The sequence below is a fragment of the Mucilaginibacter sp. Mucisp86 genome (assembly GCF_047324315.1).
GTDB lineage: Bacteria > Bacteroidota > Bacteroidia > Sphingobacteriales > Sphingobacteriaceae > Mucilaginibacter.
Genome location: NZ_CP168503.1, coordinates 1,110,660 through 1,137,185 on the forward strand (window position 1 = coordinate 1,110,660; position 26,526 = coordinate 1,137,185).

Annotated in this window: 24 protein-coding genes and 1 tRNA gene; 15 read left to right on the forward strand and 10 right to left on the reverse strand. The window is 43.8% G+C overall.

The features are described from left to right. The first annotated feature begins 6 nt into the window (after window positions 1-6). The 5 genes from ACEN9X_RS04500 to ACEN9X_RS04520 all read left to right on the forward strand — a co-directional run bounded on the left by ACEN9X_RS04500 (window position 7) and on the right by ACEN9X_RS04520 (window position 7,616). Entirely contained in the window at window positions 7-3,462 is a 3,456-nt protein-coding gene (locus ACEN9X_RS04500; protein WP_413669275.1) for a glycosyltransferase, read from the forward strand. A gap of 227 nt (window positions 3,463-3,689) precedes the next feature. After that, the gene (locus tag ACEN9X_RS04505) at window positions 3,690-4,040 is read left to right on the forward strand and encodes a VOC family protein (protein ID WP_413669276.1); all 351 of its coding nucleotides are present in this window, start codon (window positions 3,690-3,692) and stop codon (window positions 4,038-4,040) included. A gap of 191 nt (window positions 4,041-4,231) precedes the next feature. Further along, window positions 4,232-4,804: a thermonuclease family protein gene (locus ACEN9X_RS04510; protein ID WP_413669277.1), complete on the forward strand. Its 573-nt coding sequence runs from the start codon at window positions 4,232-4,234 to the stop codon at window positions 4,802-4,804. A 30-nt stretch (window positions 4,805-4,834) separates the two neighbouring features. Continuing rightward, window positions 4,835-7,270, forward strand: a complete 2,436-nt coding sequence (locus ACEN9X_RS04515; RefSeq protein WP_413669278.1) for a penicillin acylase family protein — start codon at window positions 4,835-4,837, stop codon at window positions 7,268-7,270. A 7-nt stretch (window positions 7,271-7,277) separates the two neighbouring features. Continuing rightward, complete coding sequence (locus tag ACEN9X_RS04520; protein WP_413669279.1) at window positions 7,278-7,616, forward strand: hypothetical protein; 339 nt, start codon at window positions 7,278-7,280, stop codon at window positions 7,614-7,616. 56 nt (window positions 7,617-7,672) lie between these two features. On the opposite strand, the gene ACEN9X_RS04525 is transcribed toward ACEN9X_RS04520, so the two are convergent. Together ACEN9X_RS04525 and ACEN9X_RS04530 are read right to left on the reverse strand one after the other, a co-directional pair. After that, window positions 7,673-8,353 (reverse strand): lipid-binding SYLF domain-containing protein, encoded by a 681-nt coding sequence (locus ACEN9X_RS04525; RefSeq protein WP_413669280.1) that lies wholly within the window; start codon window positions 8,351-8,353, stop codon window positions 7,673-7,675. A gap of 97 nt (window positions 8,354-8,450) precedes the next feature. Further along, a complete protein-coding gene (locus ACEN9X_RS04530; protein WP_413669281.1) occupies window positions 8,451-8,930 on the reverse strand; it encodes a DUF1203 domain-containing protein in 480 nt (159 codons plus the stop codon). Between the two features lie 225 nt (window positions 8,931-9,155). Here ACEN9X_RS04530 and ACEN9X_RS04535 point away from each other — a divergent pair, with 225 nt between their 5' ends. The 9 genes from ACEN9X_RS04535 (at window position 9,156) to ACEN9X_RS04575 (ending at window position 15,460) form a co-directional block, all read left to right on the forward strand. After that, entirely contained in the window at window positions 9,156-10,142 is a 987-nt protein-coding gene (locus tag ACEN9X_RS04535; protein WP_413669282.1) for an acyl transferase, read from the forward strand. 141 nt (window positions 10,143-10,283) lie between these two features. Continuing rightward, entirely contained in the window at window positions 10,284-11,000 is a 717-nt protein-coding gene (locus ACEN9X_RS04540) for a PH domain-containing protein (protein WP_413669283.1), read from the forward strand. Between the two features lie 186 nt (window positions 11,001-11,186). Further along, window positions 11,187-11,516, forward strand: coding sequence for an ArsR/SmtB family transcription factor (locus ACEN9X_RS04545; protein WP_413669284.1), 330 nt, complete (start codon window positions 11,187-11,189; stop codon window positions 11,514-11,516). A gap of 58 nt (window positions 11,517-11,574) precedes the next feature. Beyond that, the gene (locus ACEN9X_RS04550) at window positions 11,575-12,138 is read left to right on the forward strand and encodes a DUF6428 family protein (protein ID WP_413669285.1); all 564 of its coding nucleotides are present in this window, start codon (window positions 11,575-11,577) and stop codon (window positions 12,136-12,138) included. A gap of 40 nt (window positions 12,139-12,178) precedes the next feature. Beyond that, on the forward strand, window positions 12,179-12,673 hold the full coding sequence (locus tag ACEN9X_RS04555) for an N-acetyltransferase family protein (protein WP_413669286.1): 495 nt from the start codon (window positions 12,179-12,181) through the stop codon (window positions 12,671-12,673). Between the two features lie 10 nt (window positions 12,674-12,683). Continuing rightward, on the forward strand, window positions 12,684-13,100 hold the full coding sequence (locus tag ACEN9X_RS04560; protein ID WP_413669287.1) for an arsenate reductase ArsC: 417 nt from the start codon (window positions 12,684-12,686) through the stop codon (window positions 13,098-13,100). Between the two features lie 70 nt (window positions 13,101-13,170). Next, a complete protein-coding gene (locus ACEN9X_RS04565) occupies window positions 13,171-13,500 on the forward strand; it encodes an ArsR/SmtB family transcription factor (RefSeq protein WP_413669288.1) in 330 nt (109 codons plus the stop codon). Window positions 13,501-13,604: 104 nt separating this feature from the next. Next, window positions 13,605-14,690: an ACR3 family arsenite efflux transporter gene (gene arsB / locus ACEN9X_RS04570; protein ID WP_413669289.1), complete on the forward strand. Its 1,086-nt coding sequence runs from the start codon at window positions 13,605-13,607 to the stop codon at window positions 14,688-14,690. After that, the gene (locus ACEN9X_RS04575) at window positions 14,690-15,460 is read left to right on the forward strand and encodes a metallophosphoesterase family protein (RefSeq protein ID WP_413669290.1); all 771 of its coding nucleotides are present in this window, start codon (window positions 14,690-14,692) and stop codon (window positions 15,458-15,460) included. The genes arsB and ACEN9X_RS04575 overlap by 1 nt, the downstream gene beginning before the upstream one ends. Window positions 15,461-15,764: 304 nt before the next feature. On the opposite strand, the gene ACEN9X_RS04580 is transcribed toward ACEN9X_RS04575, so the two are convergent. The 8 genes from ACEN9X_RS04580 to ACEN9X_RS04615 all read right to left on the reverse strand — a co-directional run bounded on the left by ACEN9X_RS04580 (window position 15,765) and on the right by ACEN9X_RS04615 (window position 25,386). Then, window positions 15,765-15,893, reverse strand: coding sequence for a hypothetical protein (locus ACEN9X_RS04580; protein WP_413669291.1), 129 nt, complete (start codon window positions 15,891-15,893; stop codon window positions 15,765-15,767). Next, entirely contained in the window at window positions 15,883-17,067 is a 1,185-nt protein-coding gene (locus ACEN9X_RS04585) for an efflux RND transporter periplasmic adaptor subunit (protein ID WP_413669292.1), read from the reverse strand. The genes ACEN9X_RS04580 and ACEN9X_RS04585 overlap by 11 nt, the downstream gene beginning before the upstream one ends. 2 nt (window positions 17,068-17,069) lie before the next feature. Further along, on the reverse strand, window positions 17,070-21,437 hold the full coding sequence (locus tag ACEN9X_RS04590; RefSeq protein WP_413669293.1) for a CusA/CzcA family heavy metal efflux RND transporter: 4,368 nt from the start codon (window positions 21,435-21,437) through the stop codon (window positions 17,070-17,072). A 77-nt stretch (window positions 21,438-21,514) separates the two neighbouring features. Further along, a complete protein-coding gene (locus tag ACEN9X_RS04595) occupies window positions 21,515-21,832 on the reverse strand; it encodes a DUF6660 family protein (RefSeq protein WP_413669294.1) in 318 nt (105 codons plus the stop codon). A 141-nt stretch (window positions 21,833-21,973) separates the two neighbouring features. Beyond that, window positions 21,974-22,047, reverse strand: a tRNA-Arg gene (locus ACEN9X_RS04600). 141 nt (window positions 22,048-22,188) lie between these two features. Next, entirely contained in the window at window positions 22,189-22,995 is an 807-nt protein-coding gene (locus tag ACEN9X_RS04605) for a polysaccharide deacetylase family protein (RefSeq protein ID WP_413669295.1), read from the reverse strand. Then, complete coding sequence (locus ACEN9X_RS04610) at window positions 22,976-23,944, reverse strand: glycosyltransferase family 2 protein (protein WP_413669296.1); 969 nt, start codon at window positions 23,942-23,944, stop codon at window positions 22,976-22,978. Before ACEN9X_RS04610 ends, ACEN9X_RS04605 begins: the two co-directional genes overlap by 20 nt. A gap of 260 nt (window positions 23,945-24,204) precedes the next feature. Continuing rightward, window positions 24,205-25,386, reverse strand: a complete 1,182-nt coding sequence (locus ACEN9X_RS04615) for a glycosyltransferase family 87 protein (RefSeq protein ID WP_413669297.1) — start codon at window positions 25,384-25,386, stop codon at window positions 24,205-24,207. A gap of 109 nt (window positions 25,387-25,495) precedes the next feature. Here ACEN9X_RS04615 and ACEN9X_RS04620 point away from each other — a divergent pair, with 109 nt between their 5' ends. Further along, window positions 25,496-26,425, forward strand: coding sequence for a Nif3-like dinuclear metal center hexameric protein (locus ACEN9X_RS04620; RefSeq protein WP_413669298.1), 930 nt, complete (start codon window positions 25,496-25,498; stop codon window positions 26,423-26,425). Window positions 26,426-26,526: the final 101 nt, after the last annotated feature.

Below are 26,526 nucleotides of genomic sequence, written 5' to 3' on the forward strand. Positions count from 1 at the left end.
TTCTTAATGTCATCAAGCAAGCAAGTTTTTCAGGCTGATAATCCCGGTAGGTGGAACCGTTTTAAATGGCTAAGCCGCGTACTACTGGCTGCATTGGTTATTGGTATTATAGCTGTAATTGTAACTATCCGCTCAACCTACTACCCCGAACTCCCCAATCTTAATCCTGCTCCCAAAAAGATGACCAAAGAGGAGCTTGAACAATTAAAAAAATCAACTAAATTTAAATCATTCAGAATACAAAAATCTGAAATTGAAGCACTTGAACGGGCAAAAAGATTACACCAGCTTAAGCAACCCAATAATAAAGACCGCATCAACGCCGCTTTTTACCGCGCGTGGGAACCGCAGGCCTATAATTCGCTGGTAGTGAACATTGCCCACCTGGATATGGTAGTGAGCGAAGGCTTTTTTATAGCGCCAAAAACAGATACGGTGATCACCAAGCTCGATACCGGGCTCATGAACCTCAATAAAAAGTACAACAAGCCTATTGTTGTATCGCTTTCAAACTATGTAAACTATGACAACGCCCACGGCGGATACGATACTAAAGATGTTGATCGGATTGTTAACAGTAAAACCCTTCGCGGTAATTTCATCAATAGCATAGTTAACGCGCTTACCAAAAATAAATTAAAAGGCATTAATGTTGATTTTGATGAACTGCGCGATCGCAACAGTAAAAATTACATTGCTTTTCAAAACGAGCTTTATAATACCCTTCATACTAAAGGCTTCCTGGTTACGCAAAACGTAGTGCCCGAAGATGAAGCTTTTGACATTAAAAGACTTCAGCATGTAAATGATTTCCTGTTCATCATGGCTATTGATGAGCATTACGAAGCTACAAATGCCGGCGATCTTTCAAATCAGCGCTGGGTTGAACAAATTTTGGATGATGTTTGTTCAAAAGTACCGTCAGAGAAAATAATCTTAACTTTTGCAGGCGGCGCCTATGACTGGCCGGAGGGTAGTGTAGGTAAAACCATTGGCTATCAGCAGGCGATAAGTACCGCTGAGGAACAAAAAAGCAAGATAACTTTTGACCCTAATTCGGCCAATTTACACTTCACTTATATGGACAAGGACAGCCTTGACCATACCATTTACTTTACCGATGCGGCAACAAACTTTAACGTGATCCGCATGGCCGATGACTGGGCTACCGGAGGTGTGGCTTTATGGCGTTTAGGTGCCGAAGATCCGCGCTTGTGGACATTTTTCCAGAAAAACCTGTCGATAGATTCTTTGAGAAAAACAGGTATCGACATGCGCAAACTTACATCTGTGGGTTTGAACAACCGGGTAAATGTTGATTACGACGGCGATGGCGAGGTACTTGACCTCATCACAACACCTACCACCGGCGAGATCAATGTAAAAATGGATACCTCCACATTTACAATTCTCGATCAGCACTATATAAAATTACCAACTAAATATGTAATCCGCAGGTATGGTTATGCCCCTAAAAAAGTAGTTTTGACTTTTGACGACGGACCCGATCCTGATTTTACCCCGCGCATTTTAGATATCCTTAAAGCCGAAAAAGTACCCGCCGCATTCTTTGTAGTTGGCTCTATGGCCGAAAAGAATATGCAGCTGCTGCGCCGTGAATATGAGGAAGGCTACGAAATCGGTAACCACACCTTCTTCCACCCCGATATCTCGACCATCAGCTTAAAAAGGGTGATATTGGAGCTTAACTCTACCCGTAAGCTTATTGAATCGGTAACCGGTAGAAGCACGATTTTGTTCCGCCCGCCGTTTAATGCCGATGCCGAACCGCAAACCCTTGCAGAAGTTATCCCGGTTGCTGAAAGCCGCCGTCAAAGCTATATCACCATCGGCGAATCTATCGACCCGTGGGACTGGCAGCCCGGCGTAACTGCCGATAGTATCATTGCCCGCACCATCAGGCAAAAAGATAACGGATCGATGATATTGCTGCACGATGCCGGCGGTGATACCCGCGAAGAAACTGTTAAGGCCCTGCCAGAGATCATCCATTACTTTAAATCGCACGGTTACCAGTTCACCACCATTGCCGATGTGCTTGGTAAAACCAAAGATGACCTGATGCCGCCAATCAAACCAGATCCAAGCACCGGTATTTTCGGTCCGGCTTATGATGTCTTTATCCACGGTTATTACTACATTAACTGGGCTTTGATCTATGTATTCCTTTCGGCTATCTTCCTGGCTATTGGCCGTATTGTGCTTATAGGTATTTTAGCTGTAAGGCAGCGAAGCGTAGATCAAAAATCTAAAAAGCTCAATCGTGACACCGACGTAATGCCTGCTGTGAGCATTATTGTGCCGGCCTACAACGAGGAAGTGAATGCAGTTGCCACAATACAAAGCTTGCTTAAAACCGATTATCCATCATTCGAGATCATTTTTGTTGATGACGGATCAAAAGATAAAACCTTTGAGGTTGTAGAAGCTGCCTATAAAGGTAATCCGCTTATCAAAATATTAACCAAACCAAACGGCGGCAAGGCATCAGCATTAAACTTCGGTATCACCCATGCGCAAAATGATTTTGTGGTTTGTATTGACGCCGATACCCAGCTCAAAACTGATGCTGTTTATCAACTGATGACCTACTTTACCGATGAGGAAATAGGTGCAGTAGCCGGAACAGTTAAAGTTGGTAACGAAACCAATATCATTACCCGCTGGCAGTCGATAGAGTATATCACCGCGCAAAACATGGACCGCCGTGCATTTGACCTTATCAACAGCATTACGGTTGTACCAGGAGCTATCGGGGCATTCCGTAAATCGGCCATTTTCCGTGCGGGCGGTTTTACCTATGACACCCTTGCCGAGGATTGCGATTTGACTATGCGTATTCTGAAACAAGGCTACGTGGTACGTAACTGTGCCGAAGCCGTTGCTTATACCGAAGCGCCTGAAACAATAAACATGTTGCTTAAACAGCGTTTCCGCTGGAGCTTTGGCGTAATGCAGAGCTTCTGGAAAAACCGCGACGCACTGTTTAACAAAAAGTACAAGTTTTTTGGAATGGTGGGGATGCCTAACATCCTGATTTTCCAGATCATATTACCGCTATTCTCTCCCCTGGCAGATTTGATGATGCTATTTGCCCTATTTGGCGAAAAACCGGAGAAGATGCTGCTTTATTATGTAGCCTTTGTGGTGGTTGATTTCATTGTAGGTATCATTGCTTTCCGCATGGAAAAAGAGGACTACAAAAAGCTCGTCTACATTATTCCGCAGCGTTTTATGTGGAGGCAGCTGATGTACTACGTACTGTTTAAATCACTGAGAAAAGCATTAAAAGGCGAGTTAAGCGGTTGGGGGGTGCTCAAGCGTACCGGTAACGTTAAAGTTGACGGTTCGGGCAGCAAAAAATCGCAGCCTGTTTATATCGTTATCGGCGTTGCAATAATTGCCGCAATTGTGTACCTGCTTTATAAACACTATAGTTAAATACCATAAAACTATCCATAGCTTTTTGCCGCTGTTTAAAAACAGCGGCATTTTTTTTACCCCTTTGATAAAACCGGCTAATTATACTTTAAAGCTCAGGTTCAATTTCCAAAAAATGGGACGGTATCGATATAAAAAATATTTCTTATTGCTGTGATATTTCAAAGATAAGTTCGACATTCAACGCGGGTTAAACCTAACCGATATAAACCATCAACGCTAAACAAATGAAATCTATCGAAATTATTTCCATTCCTGTAACCGATCAGCAGGCAGCCAAATCCTTTTACCTGAAATTAGGTTTCGAGATTATGGTTGAAGCCAATTTTGAAAATCAAACCTGGATCCAGATGTCATTCCCCGGCTCGCCGGTTTCCATCACACTGGTAAACTGGTTCCCGGAAATGCCCGCAGGCAGTGTACGCGGTTTTGTAATTAAAACCGACGATCTGGACAAAGAAATAGAAGAGCTAAGAGCAAAAGGCCTTGAAGTGGCCGATGCTGAAAAAACACCATGGGGCAGGTTTGCAACAGTTAAAGATCCGGACGGCAATTCGCTGAGTTTGCATGGAAAGTAATTAACTTCAGATGGCAGATTCCAGATGTGCAAATTACAAATGTGCAGATGTAGGAAAATTCAAATTATAGATTTACTAATCATTTATGTCTGAAATCCGCACTTCAATAAATTCATCTGCACATTTGCACATCTGAAATTTGCACATCAATCTGCATATTTGCACATCTGGAATCTGCACATTAAAATCGCATGCTAAAAAAGTACTCCGCCCTTCTGTTTGTTCTTTTGATTTTATGGGGCTGTAATCCCAACAACACCAAACAACCCGATGCTGATATTTATAAAGTTGTTAAAGTGAAAGACGGCGATACGTTAGGTTTACTTACCAGCGACAATCAGCAGCTTACCGTCAGGCTTGCCGAGATTGATTGCCCCGAAAAATCACAGGCCTTTGGACAGGCAGCTAAAAAATTCACTTCCGACCTGTGCTTTGGCAAAGAAGTGAAATTAGTCGGCAATGAGCGTGACCGCTATGGCCGTACCGTGGCACAGGTTGTGCTTACCGACGGCACCAACGTAAATTATGCATTGGTAAAAAACGGTTATGCCTGGCAATACAAAGCCTACTCCAAAAACTCCGAACTGTCCACCCTGGAGCAACAGGCCCGTACAAATAAACTTGGCTTATGGCAGGATGCGAACCCTACCCCTCCCTGGGATTTCCGCAGGGAAAAGAAACAACCCAAAACAGATTCACTTCAAACACAGAAACCTAAAAAACATTACCATAAGCGTAAGCCAAAGCTTGAATATGCAGCCTAAATGGTTAACTTTAGGGGCATATCACCAACAATGAAGTTTACAAAGGCATTCATATCCATATTTTTAACATTACTGCTCATATGGGCACTGCAAACCAAATTAGGCGTTGTGCCGCCATTGGGGAAATTTTTGAGTCCGGCCGATGGTTTTTGGCAAAACGCAGAAAGTAAAAACATTTTGCTAACCCGTGATCTGAAACTTAAAGGCCTGCAAGGTAAGGTTACCATTAAGTTTGATGAGAACCACATCCCGCACATTTTTGCTGAGAATAAGCACGACCTGTATTTTGCCCAGGGCTACATGACCGCTACCGATCGTTTATGGCAGATGGATATCCAAACCCGCCAGGCTGCAGGCAGGCTGGCCGAAGTTATTGGCCCCAAAGTACTGGATATTGACCGCTATCACCGCCGAATGGGCATGGTTTACGGTGCTGAAAAAACAATAAAAGCAATGATGGCCGACCCAGTAATCAGGGAGATGATACTGGCTTATACCGATGGTATTAACAGTTACATTCACCAGCTAAGCCCAAGAGATTACCCTATAGAGTTTAAGCTGCTTAACTATGCTCCTGAAGACTGGAAGCCTGTCAACTGCGCATTTTTACTCAAGCTGATGTCTGAAACATTGGCCGGTGGTTCAAATGAATTTGCCATGACCAACATTCTACGGAAATTTGGCCCGGCTACTACCAATGATCTCTTCCCGGATTATCCTATGCACGAGGATCCAATTATCCCGGTAGGAACAAAATGGGATTATTTTAAACCCCTGCCTATCCCCCAACCGTCCGCACATTTTTTGGCCAGTATGACCGACAGTGCCAATACCAGGCCCCGTGTTGAAGGTATAGGTAGCAATAACTGGGCAGTAGCCGGCAGTAAAACAGCAAGTGGCTATCCTATTTTGGCTAATGATCCGCACCTTAACCTTACTTTGCCTTCTATCTGGTACCAAATACAGCTTTCTGCTCCGGGCATAAATGTTTATGGTGTATCGTTACCGGGGGCTCCCTGCGTTATTTTAGGGTTTAACAATAATATCAGTTGGGGCATTACCAATGTTGATGCTGATGTATTGGACTGGTACCAGGAAAAATTCAGAGACGCAAAAATGGACGAATACTGGTATAACAACCAATGGAATAAAACCACACGCCGCATAGAAAAAATTGATGTGCTTGGCCAAAAGCCAGTTTATGATACGGTTGTTTATACCCATCACGGTCCGGTTGTTTATCAAAATGATGTCCAAAAATCCGACGGGGCAGATTTTGTTCCTGTAGGGCATTCGCTGCGATGGATAGCGCATGAGCCATCAAACGAACTCATGGCTATGTACCTGCTCAACACAGGCAAAAATTATGACGACTACCGCAAAGCACTTACCTTTTTCAGCGCCCCGGCATCAAATTTTGTTTTTGCCAGCAAAGATGATATTGCCATTACTCCCAACGGTAAGTATCCGCTTAAATACAAAGATCAGGGTAAATTTATTTTAGACGGCACTGATCCTGCCGATGACTGGCATGGTTGGATACCATTTGAACATGACCCCACAGTTAAAAATCCGCCGCGCGGTTTTGTAAGTTCGGCTAATCAATCATCAACAGATCCTACTTATCCATATTATATCGATTGGTCTTTTGCATCGTACGAACGCGGCAAACGTATTAACGATAGGCTGTCGGTTATGACCAAAGCTACTGTAGACAGTATGCGCATCCTGCAAACCGATGTGTACAGCATCCGGGCACAGGATATTTTACCAGCTATGCTTAAATACATTGATCCGACCAAACTTGATGCTACGCAACTTTTTGCATACCATGAGGTTATCAAGTGGAACAAAAACGTTTCGGCCAATTCAATAGGCGCTACTGTATTTGGCGATTGGTGGTCGCAGCTGTATAATGCTATATGGGCCGATGATTTTGCAGATAAGAACCTGCAAAACAACTTCCCATCAATGGACCGTACCGAACGATTGCTATTAAAGGAACCCGGTTCCAAATGGTTTGATGACATCCGCACACCGGCAAAGGAAACAGCGTCAGATATAGTTAATAGAGCTTTTGCAGCTGCAGTAAAAGAAATTACCAGCCGATGCAGAAAACCAGGGGCAAACTGGCGATGGGGAAAATATAAAAAAATGGACATTGCCAGCCTATCGCGCCAGCCGGCTTTTAGCTCAGGAAATTTTGAGTCGGACGGCACAGGCTCAACCGTTAACGCTTTAAATGATAACCATGGCCCATCGTGGCGTATGGTAGTACAAATGGGGCCAAAGGTAAAAGGCTACGGTATTTTCCCCGGTGGTGAATCAGGTAACCCCGGCAGTTTCTTTTACAACGATATGTTCAAAACTTGGAATGAAGGTAAATTGAAAGAACTTCTTTTCATGCAATCGGCCAGTGAACAATCGCCCCGCATTAAATCAACGTACACATTAACCGGTAAATAATAGCAATATGTTATTCCTCATCATACTTATCCTTTCATTTGCCAGCGGATATTTTTTGCCCTGGTGGATAGTTGCCGTCATCTCTTTTTTAACAGCACTTTTTATAGGCACCACAGCAAAAAGTTCCTTTTGGCAGGCATTTGTAGCCGTTTTAATTGTGTGGGTAGTATTAGCACTTTTTAAAAGCGTTCCTAATGATCACATCATGGCTACCAGGATAGCCCACTTATTTCATTTACCCGGCTGGGCCTATATACTGGTAGTAACAGGTGTTTTAGGTGGCTTGGTTGGCGGGATGTCGGCGCTTTCGGGCTTATTGCTCAAGCGGGCATTTCAAAAGCATTAAAACAAAAAATGCCCGGCTAAAAAGCACGGGCATTTTTGTTACGGATACGTTTTTAATTAAAACGAAGCCAATGTTTCTTTTAATGTTTTAACTGCTTCGGTAGGGCTGGTTGCCTGGGCAAAAATATCCTGTGAGGTTGCTTTTGCACCATAGTAAGCGGCGTTTGAGTCTTTATCTATACCAAGGTTTGAACCGTTAATGCTTATACCCGCAAATAAGCCTTTGCTGCGCGAATAAGAATAAACCTCGGCCTGCAGTTTATAGTCGGTACTTGCTGTTGAACTGCGGCCAACCGGGCCTGCCGCTGCCGAAATATCGCCGCCGATAGTAAAATCGCCGTTTTTAACTTTGGTCAGCACGCCTTTGTTACGGAACACCAATACCAGATCCACCGATTGCACGCCAATCTGTAAACCGAAGCTACCGCCCGTTAAGGTAACAAATACAGGGTCGCTCCATTTGCCGTTACCTAATTTTACCATAGCTACACCTTTCCCGCGTTTACCGCCAATACCAAAACCGGCGTTGATCATTTTCGGGATGATCACAATACCTTCGTATTCTTCCAATAACTGATGAGGGATACTTTCCTTCATCTTGGCAAACTCTTTCAGCACATTTGACGCGTTATGGATGCGCTCCGTTTGCTTACTGTCGTCATCGGCAGGTTTTGCCGATATCATTACAAAAAAGAGACCTAACAAAACCGGGAGTCTCAAAAATTTTAATGTTTTCATGGGGATGGATGGTTAATATGATTAATTGTTATCTGCTTCTATACTAAAATAACCCCCAAAACACGTACTTGTTTTTTAATTTTATGTAATCTCAAAGTCAAACACGCTCAATTTTGCATATAAAACAGCATGCCTGTGCATTTCTGGCATGCAAATATTCAACATGAGCATTTTCGGCAAATATTTCAGATATCAGTTCATCCACATCGGCATCACCAACAAGCCGGGTTAAAACCATTTGCTGTGCCTTGCTGTAACCAATCAGCGACAGCGGAAAACTTTTTTTGTTAGCCTTAATTTCGGGCGGGAAGCGATAGATATCGCTATATTCTTCAACATCCGCAGCATTGATAAAAACCGGCCCCGGTTGGTTATAGGCATTTTCAATTTCAAAAGGTGAATGTTTCAATAAAAGGCGCTTATCAACATTACGTTCAAACGGTTTAAGCGAAACCCGGCAGGGCCCAAGCCCGGTGGCTAACTGTTCAACCACTTCGCCTCCAAAGTCGTCAGTCATGGTAGTCCTTATTTTTTGTGCAAATGATTTGGGCAGGGGTACAATTTTAAATGTGTTCATGATTATTGTTTTTGATACGCCAAAGGTCGGGTGGCGAACGAAGTACTTCAACCCGAAACTTGCGGTGTTTGAACCATGATTTTGGGGATTAAAGGATTCGTCAGATACATGAAGGATAACAGCTGATAAAAATTAATCTGAAAAATCCATTTAATCCCGGTCCAGATAATCTGCACATCTGAAATCCGCACATCTGCATATTCTAAATTCTTATCTTTGCCCCCAATGAACAAACCCGGTAAACAGCAGGTATTTTCTATCAGTACCGAAGAGCAATTTAACGCAACCGCCTTGCAGGTTTTCAATTACCAGGCAAAGCATAACCCGGTTTACAGGCAGTTTACTGAGGGATTAAAAATTGATCCGGCATCAGTTATATCTTACCAACAGATCCCATTTCTACCTATTGAGTTTTTTAAATCGCATACTGTATTAAGTACAGATGAACCGGTTGAGGTTACGTTCACCAGTTCGGGCACTACCGGCATGATCACCAGCAGCCATAGGGTAACAGACCCATCCTGGTACGAGGATAGTTTTCGTAATGCATTCGAGCTCTTTTATGGCGATATCAGGGATTATACCGTTTTAGCCCTGCTCCCCTCCTACTTGGAACGCGAAGGCTCATCGCTCATTTATATGGTTGATGACCTTATAAAGCAATCAAATAATCCTGATAGTGGCTTCTTTTTGTATAATCACGACGAGCTGTTTCATCAGCTTAAAAAGCAACAGGCGGTCGGGAAGCCTACGCTTTTAATAGGCGTAACTTTCGGTTTGCTCGATTTTATTGAAAACTACCAGGTTAACTTTCCTGAGCTTGTTGTAATGGAAACCGGCGGTATGAAAGGCCGCAGAAAAGAGATGATCCGCGAGGAATTGCATGATATTTTAGGTAAAGGCTTTGGTGTAAAACACATCCATTCTGAATATGGAATGACCGAACTGCTGTCACAAGCCTACTCCAAAGGTGATGGTATTTTTAATTGCCCCCCTTGGATGAAGATCATTATCCGCGATACTAACGATCCGCTGAGCACGTTACAAACTAATAAGACAGGCGGTATCAGCGTTATTGACCTGGCAAATATAAACTCCTGTGCCTTTATTGCCACACAGGATTTGGGCCGGATTTACGCTGATGGCTCCTTTGAGGTATTGGGCCGCTTTGACCAGTCGGACATTCGCGGCTGTAATTTGCTGATAGCCTAATATTTGTTGAGAACCAGGAAGTCAAGAATTAAGAGCCAGGAAAATTGTTGAATAAGATTTTTTCTTGAGGCTTAACGCCTGATTCTTGAATCTTTAACAGGTATAATTGTTATTTTTGCGCGCATCATAAATGCTAAAAACATGATTGAGAAATTTTTAACAGAGGAACAGGATCCCAAAGCAGTTGAAAAGGTTTATTCGCGTCTTGTTGACCTGCTGTCAACCGGTGAGGAGATTATTTACATAGCCGTTCAGAAAAAACCGCTGGTTAACCTTTTTCCCGACTGTATAGCTATAACCAACAAACGTGTATTGTTTTTTACCCCGGCCAATCTGGGTTTATCCATTAAGTTTGTTGATTTTGTTTGGAAAGATATTGTTGACGTACATACCAAAGAAGAGATCATTGGTGCCGTATTCAGCGTGAGGACTACAGGCGGAGCCGAAATGGCCGTTGATTACCTGCCCAAGGTTCAGGGACGTAAACTGTACCAGTACGCCCAGGAGCGTAAGGAAGTGGAACGTGAAGCCCGCCGCCAGCGTGAGCTTGAACAAAAACGTGCCGAATCGGGCGCTATCCAATTAGAGAACTCGCCTGCACGCGCTTTTGTACCGCCTGCATCTCCGCAACCGTTTTCTCAACAAAATGGCTACACTGCGCCTGCTGCACCGGTAACACCACCTGCACCTGTTGCTACACCAGCGCCGGTAGTACAGGAAGCACCTGCACCAGCCCCGGCTGCTAAACCGGATGAGCTTACCGAAAAATTAAAAAAGCTAAAAACCTTGTTTGATAACGGCCTTATCTCGCAGGAAGAATATAACGCCAAGAAACTGGATCTGCTGAGCGACCTGTAGAGGTCATTAAATCATTAAAAAGGGGCGACAGATTTACATCCATCGCCCCTTTTGTTGTTAATTCGCTGTTTATATAGCAGCGCATTTAAATTTCGAAAGTGCTGTTTATATTCAATTTTTTTATTTGAATTCATATAGCTATTGCAATTTCCAATAATCAATCGTAATATTGCGATATATATATTCATGGGACTTACAAAAACAGAAATATTCACCGATGAGCAAAACGCGCTGGCTACCATGCTGAAAGCATTGGCGCACCCCGCCCGTATTGCCATCCTGCAATATCTGATCAAAACCAATGCGTGTATTTGCGGCGATCTTGTTGATGAACTGGGTTTGGCACAGCCGACAATATCACAGCATTTAAAAGAACTGAAAAACGCCGGGCTGATACAAGGCACCATTGAGGGTGTAAGCGTATGTTACTGTATCGAACCGAAAGCCTGGGAAAAACTGGAAAATCAGTTAGGCCAGTTTATGCAGTCATACAGTAAAGCCAAATCCTGCTGCTAAAAAAATTTGAACAAATCAATCGTAATATTACAATAAAACAAGTAAGGGAGAACTAAGCATGAACAAAACAGATAGCCTTAACTGGAGCCAGTTCAAAGAAGAACTGGTAAAGAACCCCGATCTGAATTTGCAGTTCCAGTATGCAGAAAACAAATGGGTTGATGCCTCTTACCACATTACCGAGATCAAACAGGCCCCGATTGTTTCTGTTGATTGCGGCGGCGTGATGAATAGCTGGACAGAGATCATCGTACAACTTTGGGAACCTGAAAACGAGCAGCAGGAAAGATCAATGAAAGTAAGCAAGGCGCTATCTATTGTGGCTATTGTTGAAAAATCACTACCGCTTAATCCGCATGGAACGGTTAAAATCGAGTTTGGAAACTCTGAATTTGATATCCGCCAAATGTTCCCCGGCGGGTTTATCATTGATGGCAATAATCTGATTGTTGACCTGCGCCCGGATGCCGTTCAATGCAAAGCTATTACAAGAGGCGGAAGCTGCGGCACAAATGATAAAGGCGAAGAATGCTGCACGCCTGCACCTGCAAAACAAAAAGTTGAACTGAAAAACCTTGCCGTTGCAGCGGGAAGCTGCGCACCTGGCTCGGGCTGCTGCTAATAACCAACCGATTTCTGTCACTTATCACTTTAAAACCACAATGATGCAAATACGACCGATGACCGCAAGAGACTGGGAAAGCGTTCTTCGTATCTACCAGGAAGGGATTGCAACCGGGAATGCTACATTTGAAACGAGCGCCCCTAATGGCCCTGCATGGAATAAAGCGCACATGGAAAAACACCGTTTCGTTGCCGAGATTGATGGCAAGATAGCCGGATGGGTTGCTTTAACACCGGTTTCAAGCCGCTGCGTTTACGCCGGTGTCGCCGAAGTGAGTGTTTATGTAGGGTCAAACTATCAGGGGAAAAAAGTCGGGTCGGCTTTACTCGAAAAACTGATCGGCGATACCGAAGCGCAAAACATCTGGACGCTACAAGCCGGGATCTTTCCTGAAAACGCCGCAAGCATTGCTTTACATGAAAAGCACGGGTTTCGGCAAATCGGTTACCGGGAAAAGGTCGGCAAGATGAACGGTATATGGCGCAACGTATTGCTACTGGAAAGAAGAAGTAAAGTTACAGGGATCAACTAAAGGAGAGAACATGAAGAACATTTTAGTACTATGCACGGGTAATAGCTGCCGTAGCCAGTTGGCTGAAGGTTATTTAAGGTTTTATGCCGGGGATAAGGCAAATATCTATAGTGCCGGAATCGAAACACATGGCGTTAATCCCAAAGCCATACAGGTGATGGCCGAAGATCACATTGATATCACCAAACACACTTCAAACCATGTGGACGAATACGCAGCCATTCCGTTTGATATGGTGATTACCGTATGTGATAACGCCAATGAGGCCTGCCCGTTTTTCCCTGGCAATGTGCAGCGTTTCCATCAAAATTTTCCCGATCCTGCAAAAGCGACAGGCACACCGGAAGAAATCATGGATAAGTTCCGCGACGTAAGGGATACGATTAAAATCTTTTCAGCAGACTTTGTAAAAGAGCATGTGGCATGAGAACGGAACGGTTGAAAAAATGAATCGGCAAACGCTTTTTTATTTCATCAATTAATCGCAATATTGCAATATGGGAGTAACTAAAACAGCAAATTTTACAGACGCACAAAATGAGCTGGCGGTAATGTTAAAAGCATTGGCGCACCCTGCCCGTATTGCAATTATTGAACACCTGATCAAAGCCAATGAATGTATAGGAAGCGATCTGGTCGATCTGCTTGGCCTTGCACAACCGACAATTTCCCAACATTTGAGAGAGCTTAAAGACGTGGGGATTATCAAAGGAAAAATAGAAGGCACCAGCATGTGTTACTGTATCAACGATCAAACCTGGTCAAAATACAGAACGCTGCTTGCAAGCTTTTTTGTCGAGGTAAATTGTGATGACAGTTGTTGTTAAGCTTTTTTTTGCCAACATCAATCGCAATATTGCTTTAATGCAATAAGTAATTTAATAAATTATGATCGGAACAAATTTAAAACATTAACCACCCGGTAAATCACATGTTAGCAAACAACTGCGCCCCCGTGGCCGAACGTAAAAAATTAGGTTTCCTTGATCGTTACCTAACCCTCTGGATTTTCCTTGCCATGGCAATTGGCGTAGGGATTGGCTATTGCTTTCCCTCGTCATCCGGATTTATCAATTCCTTTTCAAGCGGGACGACCAATATCCCATTAGCGATTGGCCTGATCCTGATGATGTACCCGCCGCTTGCCAAAGTGAAATACGAGAACATGGGGCAGGTTTTCAAGGACACTAAAGTATTAAGCGCCTCACTGGTGCTTAATTGGATCGTTGGCCCGGTACTGATGTTTGTATTGGCAATCACCTTACTGCGGGATCATCCGGCTTATATGATCGGACTGATCCTGATTGGCCTTGCCCGCTGTATTGCGATGGTGGTGGTATGGAATGAACTGGCCGAGGGCAACCGTGAATACGCCGCAGGATTAATCGCTTTAAATAGCATCTTCCAGGTATTGCTATACAGCGTTTATGCTTACCTATTCATTACGGTATTACCGCCATTGTTCGGATTGCAAGGATTGGCGGTGAACATCACCATTGGCGAGATTGCCAAAAGTGTGGGTATTTATTTAGGGATACCGTTTGCAGCAGGCGTTATCAGCCGTTACACGTTAATCAAAATCAAAGGTGAAGAATGGTTTCAAACCAAATACGTACCGTTCATTTCGCCGATAACCCTGATCGCCTTGCTCTTTACCATTGTAGTAATGTTCAGCCTTAAGGGTAACCTGATCGTGCAAATACCGATGGATGTTGTGAGGATCGCTATCCCGCTGGTGATTTACTTTGCCATCATGTTCGTGATCGCGTTTTTCCTGGGCAAATCGTTTGGTGCCGATTATTCACGTAGCACTTCGATAGCGTTCACTGCTACGGGCAATAACTTCGAGCTGGCGATTGCTGTAGCCATTGGCGTATTCGGCATTAACTCCGGTGAAGCATTTGCCGGGGTGATCGGGCCACTGGTAGAAGTGCCCGCCCTGATCGCATTGGTAAACCTTGCCTTTTACTTCCGTAAAAAATATTACACGTCTAAAAATTTAACTGCCGTAGAATAATGAAAATTGCACTTTTCTCCGATATCCATGCCAATCTTCCGGCCTTAGAAGCCTTTTTTGCCGATGTGGCAACCCGTAATACCGATGCCATTTATTGCCTGGGCGACTTGGTAGGCTACAATATCTGGCCTAACGAAGTGATCGACGAAATCCGTAAACGCAATATCCCGACTATTACGGGCAACTATGATTTTGGGATTGGCCGTCACAGCGATGATTGCGGTTGCGCCTATAAAACCGAAGAAGAAAAAGCTTTGGGTAATGTATCTATTGCTTATACCAACGAGGTTGTAAAAGACGAGCAGCGGGCTTATTTGCGTACCTTGCCCGCGCATATCCGTTTGGAGTTTCAGTTAAATCATGACAAGCTCAATGTGCTGCTGGTTCACGGCAGCCCGCGCAAGGTGAATGAATACCTGTTTGAAGACCGCGACGAAAAAAGCCTGATCCGGATTATGGAGCAAGCCGATGCGGATATCATGTGTTTTGGGCATACCCATCAGCCATATCACAGGATATTGCCTTCGGTGATCGCAGAAGATAGGCATTACCGTCATGCCATTAACATCGGCTCGGTCGGCAAACCGAAAGATAAAGACCCTCGGGGCGGTTATGTGCTGCTGCATATCAACGAAAACAGTTCGATCAAAGATAAAGACAGTGTACAGGTTGAATTTATCCGTTTTGAATATGATATCGAGAAAGCGGCAAAAGCAGTTGAAGACAGCCCATTGCCGAATGAATATGCAGAAATGTTAAGGAACGGCTAATGAGAACAGCCTTTATGCTGATATTCGCATCATCGACACCACAAGGTAAGAACAGGACGAAGATATAGCGCTAAAATGTTGACGGGCTGAGCGCACAGACAGTGTCCTTACCTAAGTCACCGGATATTTTTCGATGGAAATGAACGCCCTCACCAGTAATGAAAGTATAAAACCAAGCACCAAGCTCCAGTATATATTCCAGGTCATATAGAAAAGCACGGTCGCTATTTTGATGATTTATTGCATGTTATTCCAATTATCACGACAAAATAGCGACCGCACTGTTTGCAGATTTACAGAAAAATCAGTTTGATATAAACGGATTTTGCCTGATCACCCGACATGCACTGCGAATAACAGCGATGGGAAAATGGCTGCTTTCGGCCACCAGCGCAACATAGGCTGTTACATGGTCGTCTGTTTTAATCTTCATCGTCACTGCCCGACTGCCTGGATTCCAGATAGAAAGCCCCTTTGGTAACCGCTTTCACATTGGCTGGCAGGTCGGTCATCGGGATGACTGCGATATAGCCTAACTCGCTGGTACCCGTCGCCACTTCCACTTTTTTGAAAGCGTAGCGATTGGCATTTTGCCCGGTCATTACGAAGATGTATTGCTTTCCGGCAGTACGCACTACTGCTTCAGCAGGCAATGCCGGTGTCATTTTGCTGCCGGTACTGATCAGCGCGGTCACGTACATGCCGGGAATGAGGTTCTGATGCTCCCGGTTATCAATCTCCGCATGAACGATCACCCCCTTGCTTTCATTTTCAAAGGATTTATTAATGCCGTTGATGCGACCGGTAATCACCATGTTTTGCTGATTCGTTAACTGAAAATCCACTTTCTGGCCCATTTTTACAGCCATCAGGTCTTTTTCAAATACGATCAGGTCGCAATGTATCTTGGAATTATCCACCACCTCCATGATAGAAGTGCCGGGTTGCACGTAGGTGCCCGTGTTCGCCGTGATCTTTCCAACCGTGCCGCTAATCGGCGAAATAACCGGAAAACTGGAAACTATGCTGCCGCTGCTGATCTTTTCGGGTGAGATACTCAATTGCTTCAATTGACTTTCGTAAGCCTTTAATCGTGCCTGTTCGGCCTTATAAGTCGCCATAGCGGATTGATAGGATTTGCCCGTACCTGCGCCGGCTGTTTGTAACTGGTTCTGGCGATCATACTCGGCAGCCACATAAGTAAAGTTATTTTTTGCTGCCAGGTAGTCTTGTTCGATCTTGATGAGTTCCTGGTTATTCACAGCGGCCAACACCTGGCCTTTATGAACCTGCTGGCCTTCCAATACGCTGATGTGGCTGATCAAGCCGCCCGATAGCAAACTCACGTCGGCTTTGTTCTGCGGCGGTACCGCCAATTGTCCGCTCGCCTTGATCACTGCATCGAGGTTCTTTTGCGGGATAGGCCCAATCTCAATACCCACATTTTTCATTTGCTGCGCAGTGAGTTCTAATCCATTCGGTTTTGATGGCTTCGCCTCTTTCGATACGGCTTTTCCATTGTCTTTTTCTTTTTCGCCGGATGAGCCTGAACAGCTTGCCAGCAGCATTGCGGTGATAATTACCGCTGTATATATTTTGATGTTCATGATTATTGTCCCTGATAAAATTGTAATTGAATAGCCGACTGGTCCAGCCTGCCTAAAGTTTCGAGATAGCCCAAGCGGGTTTGTATAGCCGCTGATATGTTTTGGATATATTCTATATAGCCAATCTCGCCTAATTTAAACGATACCTGTGCAATGCGTAATTGCTCGTCAGCCTGTTTCAGGCCCGTGGCGGTATAATAAACTGCTGCCTGCTGATATTTTCGGTATTGTTGTAGCTCCTGCTGGTATTGTATGCTTAATTCTAATCGTTTCTGCTGTAAGTTTGCTTCAGCGATCTGCGCACCGATCTTTTCCGACTTGATACGTGAATGGTAAGAACCACAGAACACCGGCAAAGCCAAACCTATCTGAAAACCGCCAATGCGCGTACCAGGTGAATAATTGCGATTAATATTAGCGGGATTGAAAGCGCCGACTAATAACTGCCGGGTATATCCCAATGTGATATCAGGCATCAATTTGGAGCGTTCTACAGCCGCCTTAGCTTTTGCAACCTCTATGTGCTGTAAACCTAATATCGTTTGCGGGTTAGCTGCGGTATTCACCGTATCCGATAAACCGGGCAAGGCTAAAGCTATATCGCTTTCAGCAACAACCAATGGTTCAACCGTGTTCAACAAGCGTTTTAAAGCCAGTTCATTAGTACTCAGGTCAGCTTGTGCGCTGATTTTCGATACCTGCACATCCTGATACCTGTTTTTGGCCGAGATCAATTCGAGGTTGGAAGCCTCACCGGCTTTAACACGAACTGTCGCCCGCTGTACAAAGCCATTATAAATGCTATCCTGGAAGTTAAGTACACGCAGGGTTTCGCGGCTGAGCAGGTAAGCATACCATGCGTTTCGCACTTGCCGGGTTATTTCGGCTTGGGTTACCCGTCCTGAATGTTCGGCCAATTTAATCTGCTGATACGCAAGTTTACGTTGATTGGAATATAATCCCGGCCAGGCAATGTTTTGGCTTATACTTAATCCATTATCGATATTACCGCCGCTGGTCGGGTCTTGTGTAAGTATCAGTTCGGTCTTTGGCAAATCGAATGCCGCGCCTTTCAGCGATTTAGATTGCTCTATTGATAAATTCGCCGAACGTACCTCCAGGTTATTTTGTAAAGCCCGGCTGATGGCGCTATCCAGCGTTAAAGCAGGCTTGGTTTGTGCCTTTGTGCTACCGGCAAACAAACAAAAACCAATAACCAGCACACCTAATACCTTGCCCGTTTTACCCGTAGCTATTGTGTTGCGGTTGAACAACAGATAAAGGCAAGGTAACACGAATAACGTTAGGAGGGTGGCTGTCATCAAGCCGCCAATCACCACAGTTGCCAGTGGTTTTTGCACTTCGGCGCCCGCACTGGATGATAAAGCCATCGGCAGGAAACCTAACGAGGCTACCGCCGCAGTCATCAATACCGGGCGCAATCTTGTTTTGGTACCTTCCAATACGCGCTGATAAATATCATCCATACCTTCGTCTTTGAGCTGATTGAAATAACCGATGAGTACAATACCATTTAGTACTGCAACTCCAAACAAGGCAATAAAGCCCACGCCGGCGGAGATACTGAAAGGCATATTGCGAATGAGTAGCGCCGCGATACCGCCGATAGAAGCCAGAGGCACAGCGGTAAAAATGAGCAGGCTTTCTTTGACCGAGCGGAAAGTTACACACAGCAATACCAGTATAAATAACAGTGCTACCGGTACGGCAATGGATAGCCTTGCCCTTGCCGCCTGTAAGTTTTGGAACTGCCCGCCATACGACAAATAATAACCTGATGGCAGTTTTAAACTCTTATCAAGTTTTTGCTGTATCTCTGTCACCGTGGATTGTACATCCCGGCCTGTCACATTGAAACCTACGTAGATGCGGCGCTTGCCATCTTCGCGGGAGATCTGCGAGGGAGCTTCCTGAAAGTCAATATCGGCAACCTGGTTAAGTGGTACTTTATTACCCGATGCAAGCGGGATGAGGAGGTTCTGCACGCTGCTGATATTTTCACGCAGGCCACGGTTCAGACGCACCACCATATTAAATCGCTTTTCGCCCTCGAAGACAACACCGGCAATGCTGCCCGCAAAGGCGGTTTTCAGGATCATATTTACATCGCTGATGTTCAGTCCATATTGCGCCATTTTATCCCGGTTATAGTTGACTTGTATCTGTGGCAGGCCGCTCACTTTTTCTACAAAAATGTCTGATACACCTTTGACGGGCTTGATATCCGCTGCAATCTTATTCGCCTGTGACGCCAGTTCGTCCAGGTCATCGCCGTATATCTTAATAGCCACATCCTGACGGATACCGGTCATCAGTTCATTAAAGCGCATCTGCATGGGTTGTGATATGGAAGCATGAATACCCGGTAACCCGGCCAGCGTTTCTTCCATTTTAGCCATCATCTGTTCGCGGGTTTTGGCGGTTTTCCATTCCGCTTTGGGCTTCATGGCCAGCATCATATCGCCGCGTTCCATCGGCATTGGGTCGGTTGGTATTTCCGAGCTCCCAATGCGCGTAACGGCTTGCCTGATCTCCGGGAAACGGTCTTTCAACAATTTTTCCGCCTTGCTAAAAGATTTAACTACTTCGGTTAACGAAGTGCCCTGCATCATGGAAATCTCAACAGTGAGATCGCCTTCTTCCAGCGTTGGGATAAACTCGCCGCCCATCCGGCTGAATGCCCAGATGGCAATACCGAAAATAGCGAACACAATGGCTATAGTTAAAACTTTAAAACGGAGCATACCTATCAGGGCCTTTTGATAAACGTGCTGACAAAAGCCGATGATCCGGTCGGAGATATTTGGTTTATGTTCGGTTTTACGGCTCAGGAACAAAGCGCTGGCCATCGGTACATAAGTGAGGGAAAGGATAAAGGCACCTAAAATGGCAAAAGCCACGGTTTCTGCCATCGGCCGGAACATCTTGCCCTCGATTCCGACAAGGGATAACAAAGGCAGATAAACGATCAGGATAATGATCTGACCGAAGGCCGCCGACTGCATCAGCTTGCCTGCACTGCCGTGTACTTCCCCGTTCATCTGATCACGCGAAAGTTCCTTGATATTTTCCCTGGTATAGTTCCCGGCAGTGATATGATGTACTACGCTTTCCACAATGATTACTGCGCCATCTACGATCAAACCAAAGTCTATCGCGCCCAGGCTCATTAAGTTGCCCGATACACCGAATAACCTCATCAACAAAAAGGCAAACAGCATCGCCAATGGAATCACCGAAGCAACCACTAAACCAGCACGAAGGTTACCTAATAAGAGCACCAATACAAAGATCACAATCAGCGCACCCTCTAATAAATTGCGCTTAACGGTATCAATAGCACGGCCTACGAGTTCGGTACGATCAATAAACGGCTCGATGACAACGCCTTCGGGAAGGGACTTTTGTATCTGAACCATGCGTTCTTTCACATTTTTGATCACCTGACTGAAGTTCTCGCCTTTGAGCATCAGCGTTACGCCGGCAACAACTTCGCCTTCACCGTTGCGTGTCACTGCACCATAACGTGTAGCTGTGCCCATTTGTATGGCAGCTACATCCCTTACGAGTATAGGCGTACCACCACTGTTTTTAATGACGACCTTGCCGATATCATCGAGCGTTTTAACCTGGCCTAAACCGCGGATGAAATAAGCATTGCTTTGCTGTTCGATATAGGAACCGCCGGTGTTTTCATTATTTTTTTGTAAAGCGTTATAAACTTCCGGAATAGTCACGCCGAAAGAATTAAGCTTGTCATTATCAAGAGCTACCTCGTATTCCTTCACATAACCGCCCCAGCCGCTAACCTCCGCTACACCAACAGTACCAGCCAATTGTGTCCGCACCAGCCAATCCTGGATGGTACGCAGGTCAGTAGCGGTATATTTATTTTCGTATCCTTTTTGAGTGTGGATGCTATATTGGTAAATCTCACCGAGACCGGTAGTGATGGGGGCCAATGATGGTTCACCTGCTCCCCGCGGGATATTGTCTTCGGCTTCTTTTAATTGAGCGCCAACCTGTTCCCGCGCCCAATAAATATCCACATTATCTTTAAATACTAATGTAATTACGGAGATACCCGAACGAGAGATCGACCGTTTTTCTATGATACCGGCAATGTTAGCCATCGCGAGTTCTACAGGAGCGGTAATATATTGCTCCACTTCCTGTGCGCCTAATGTCGGCGCCTGTGTAATGATCTGTACCTGGTTATTGGTAATGTCGGGCTGCGCATCTACCGGCAGGTTGATTGCAGACCAGATGCCTGCGATCGCCAGTACAAGTGTCAGTATACCAACCGTCACCTTATTCCGTACAGAGAACGAAATAATTCTGTTAAACATGAATTTGCAATAAAATAATACGACAATACAGGCCATAGCGAAGCCAGCCTGTTTAATTCAAAAAAAAGAAGAGCGTATTAACTTAATTGGGGCGGTTGCCAGATGGGAAGGGCCTGATCACGCAAAGGTTCTACGCGCAGTTCGGAATAGTTTTGAGAAATGGGCTGCTCATAAACGTTAAGTACTGTATAAGTGCGCGCCAGGTTACGTGAAGTAGAACAGCAGTTACAATTGCAAAAAGGTGGGCAGGTTTCCTGGCAAGAACCAGGATCATTTTTGTGAGTGGTGCTAACTGCTGTACGATTAACAACGGTCGAAAAATCATCTTTGTCCTTGCAGGGTAACATTGCAAGAATGGTCATATACAAGCTTAAGATGATCGCAAACCATTTCATTAACACAAAAGTAGCAATATAATTATATCAAAAATGAGCAAATTAGACTTTTCAGATTTCATTGGATGCCAAAGTGCTTAACATACTGATTGACAATTGTGCGAAAATAAAAAAGGGGAAAATTTTGATTTTCCCCTTTTGTGATCCCATTTGGATTCGAACCAAAGACCTACAGATTAGAAATCTGTTGCTCTATCCAGCTGAGCTATAGGACCATCGCATTTTGATTACAAATATACATATGGTTTCGAACCCATAATATACTATATAATTTTTTGCGGTGCAAATATGCAAATTTATGCTGAAAATAACAATCAATTAGTAAATTGATTTGCTATAAGCTGCTCAACAGCTTGTTAATGTAATGCGGGCTCTCGTTTATTCTTGTTTTTGATGCTTTCACAAAAGCCGTCTGTGCGTCCGAAGGTGTAACCACTGTCTGTTGCCCAATCAATAAAATCACCTATCCTGCGGACAAAAGCCTCCCCCGAGTTTTTTGAAACATAGCCCGGAAAACCGAACTTTTCTTTATCGTGCAGATCGGTAAACTCCCAGGGGTGGAAATACAGGTTCAGATAACCATCTTTTTTATAGGTTGCCGAAGCCATACGTTTCAATAAAGACAACGGCAAATTATGAAAGCTTAACCAAAAAAGCGGAAAGCGTATCAGTGGCGAAACCGAAGCCGGGATCTGCAGCACATCATGATCATAAAACCAGGTGCGTGGTTTATCAAAATTATTATACCGCCCCGGAAGCCAGGTTGGATTTATAGATGAGTTATATTCATAACCGGCTTTTGCAATTTTCTCCTCGTCAACAGGCATCATCCGGGCCATACGGAAACCTGTTACTTCAGTTCCGGAAATATCCTCCAAAGCCAGTTTTGACTGCCTTAAATGCTCTATTTTAAAATCTGAATGATAATACCCGTGCGATGCTATCTCATGCCCGTCGGCAACCATTTGCTTGATGATACCGGGTCTGTTAATGGCATAATTAGCTGTACAAAAAAAGGTAACTTTTATGTTTTTCTGCCTCAATAAACCGAGTATTTTGTTGGTACCCTTTGTTGAAATATCAAGCTGCTCATCAAAAGTTATTGATTTACCGTACTCAAACGGCATATCAAACTCCTCAACATCAAATCCTAATAAAATCATTATCTACAATAACAACATTTGATGACCGGATAATATAATGCGGACGATGTTTTGACTGCATAAAAATTTTGCCCACGTATACCCCTATAACGCTCATTACAAGCAATTGAAGACCGCCAAAAAAGGCTATCGTAGCAATAATTGATGCCCAGCCCGAAACTGCATACCCCAAAAAGTAGCTTACCAGCACATATGGTATATACAAAATAGCCAGTGATGAAACCGTTAAGCCAATTAATGATACGATGTAAAGCGGCCTTGCACTAAAAGCAACAATACTACCTACAGCAAGTTTAACCAATTTTGAAAATGAGTAGCTTGCTTCGCCCGTATGGCGTTTTGATGGCACATAAGGAATCCCTACCTGCTTGTATCCAGCCCATTTGATTATGCCGCGGAAAAAGATCTCGTATTCATCAATGAGCTTAAGCTGTTTTACAACTTTTTCGTCAATCAGCCTGAAATCGGCAGTGCCGTTTTCCATTTTGATATCCGAAAGCATGTTGAGGCCTTTGTAAAACAATTTTGAAGTAACTTTCTGATACCCTTTGCCGTGCGGGTTTTCGCCTTCGCGATAGGTGTAAACGATATCGTAGCCATTTTCCCAAAGTTTCAACATCTTCAGAATCAGTTGCGGCGGATGCTGCAAATCTGCATCCATGGTTATAACCGCATTACCATTGGCCATTGCAATGCCGGCTTTAAGAGCATAATCTTTACCAAAATTGCGCGAAAGCTCAACGTAAAAAACATTGGGATGCAACTCGGCATTGATCTTTAATTCATTCAGGGTGTTATCCCGGCTACCGTCGTCAACAAATATCAGCTCATAAGCATATCCCGTAGGCGAAAGGGTTTCGCGGAGTTGCTCAATTAAATAACTTATATTCTTTTCTTCGTTGTGAGAAGGTATAACAATAGAGATTTTTTTATCAGCAGGGTATATCATAGTTATACTATGGAATTTTAATTGTAACAGGCGGTATTAAAATTTATATTTGATTGCAATTTCACGCACGCTAAAATTACTTTACGCTAAATCATTACAAAATGTAACTATCATGAGTAATTTTAACAGAAAAGTGCAAAACCCATCAAACGTAACTATACTGTTACAAACATAAATAATAATTATTTGTTAACCCGCAAATTCCCAGTTTTTACATTAAAAATACAATCAATTAATCTTTACTGTATATCCTGATACTTTTAAACCCTCGCCGGGTTCAGTGCACATTCTTCTTTTTTGGCAAAATCCCTGGTAAGTGTTTCGTAAATTATTTTAAGCCAGATCAAAAAGCAGGGTATCGATTTTAGTTTATAAGGGACGATATATTGAGTGCGGATAAAAGACGGAAACAGGTCTGAAGGAGAAAGACTGGTTACCAAAAGTGCCAAAACCAGCAGGAAAATCTCAAACCCGGTTACCGGACGGTTCAGATTCATAAACCAAACGGCTACCCCAACAAAAGCAATGATATAGGTTGATGATTCGGCCGAACTACTAAATATCACCGCAAAAATCAGCACCGACGAAAGGATGAGGCGCTGATATTCCAAAACCCTATAAGCGCCTATACGCAGGTATGAAAGGCCAAACAGCACCAATGCAGGCCCTATTACATACATATTTTTGAGGTCCTCATAGTGAGAAATTCTGCGGATAAAACCGGTAACACAAATCTCCTGCATTACCGAATGTTGATTACCCGAGTTTTTGATCACCAGATCGGTATACCAATCATGATAAGTTTGGATAATAAACGAAGGTGATGAAATAGCCATCGGCAAAACAAACAACACTACCGACCAAAATATAAAACTCAAAACAAATTTGGGTTTGTTGTTTGAAAAGAAAAAGAAAGCCAATCCAACAATACCATAAAGCTTGATAAATGCGCCGAGGGCTATCATCAATGCAGCCCAAAAATCCTGCTCCCGCTTTATAAAATTAAAACTTAAAATGATCAGCGCTGCGATCATGGGGTTACTTTGCACATTGGCCGATGCTGTCATTAGTTCATGCGCACACAGCAAAAGCACAATAACATACTGGTCTTTTTTTAGCGGCAACAATTGAATAGCTTTAAACAGGATGAATGCATTAAACAGCACCCATAAAATAACCCCAATACTATCCGGTAATAAAGAAAAAGGCGCCATGATTATCGAAAATATGGGCCCGTAGTGGTTCAGGTCGTAATAATGCTCGGGCTGGTAAGCATACAGGTTATGCTGATGAACGGTATTTAAAAAGTTATATTTAAATATGGTGTAATTGTTAAAGCCCTGGTGGGCTAAAACGCCTTTAATTACCAAAAATAGACTTAGGCCAAACCATAAAGAATATACAAAAGGTTTGTTGGTGATAAGCTTAGCAAGTTTTTGCACGGATTAGGGGTCTTTAAATTTTATGCGAAGATATAAATATGTCACACAATTATTACAAATCCGGAAATTAACTCGCCTGTACTATCTTTGACCAAACCCAATCATTACCATGAATTCAAACCCCTCTCCCATTAACCATAATCCCGACCGTCGTAAATTTATAGGCCAGTTAAGTGCTTTAGCGGGTACTGCAGCATTGCTGTCGGCCCCTTTTGCTGCGGATGCTATCACACTTGCCAAGCCTGCAGAGAACATAACTGTAGGGCAAATTATCGACCTGTTTATGAAACAGGTGCCCGGCGCTCCGTTTCCTAATACGGTAGATACCTTAAAATCGGGCAATCGTGATATTGTGGTTACCGGCATAGTTACTACCATGTTTGCCACCATTGGCGTTATTGAAAAGGCAATAAGCTTAGGGGCTAATTTTATAATAGCGCACGAGCCAACTTTTTATAACCATGCCGATGAAACCACCTGGTTAACTAACGATGATGTATATCAGTACAAAAAACAACTGCTGGATAAGCACAACATAGCCGTATGGCGCAACCACGATACCATACACAGTCTTAAACCCGATGGTGTAGGCATAGGCTTATTAAAGCAGCTTGATTGGGTAAGCTACTACAAACCGGAAACAGGTAACCTGTTAAGCATCCCTTCTACTTCGTTAAGCTCTTTGATCGAAACACTGAAAAAGAAACTAAAGATTGAAAAGGTACGCTACATTGGTAATCCAACCCAAAGCTGCCAGAAAGTGTTGTTGCTTCCGGGAGCGGCAGGCGGCAAAAGGCAAATCACCGAAATGAGCACCAAGAAGCCCGATGTGCTGATTTGCGGTGAGATTTCGGAATGGGAAACTGCCGAATATGTGCGGGATGCACAAGCCAAAGGTGATAAACTTTCATTGATTGTATTAGGTCATATTGCCAGCGAAGAGCCGGGCTCAGAATTTATGATTGGCTGGTTACATCAAAACGTACCGGGCATTAAAGCTACACACATCCACTCTGGCAATTCGCTGGCGTTTATGTAACACATTTGCAATACAAAATACACGTTTTAGCATTAATTAAAGCCAATATTTTGCTAAATATGGTAACATTACGTACAATTGTAAATTACTCTGTTTTTAAA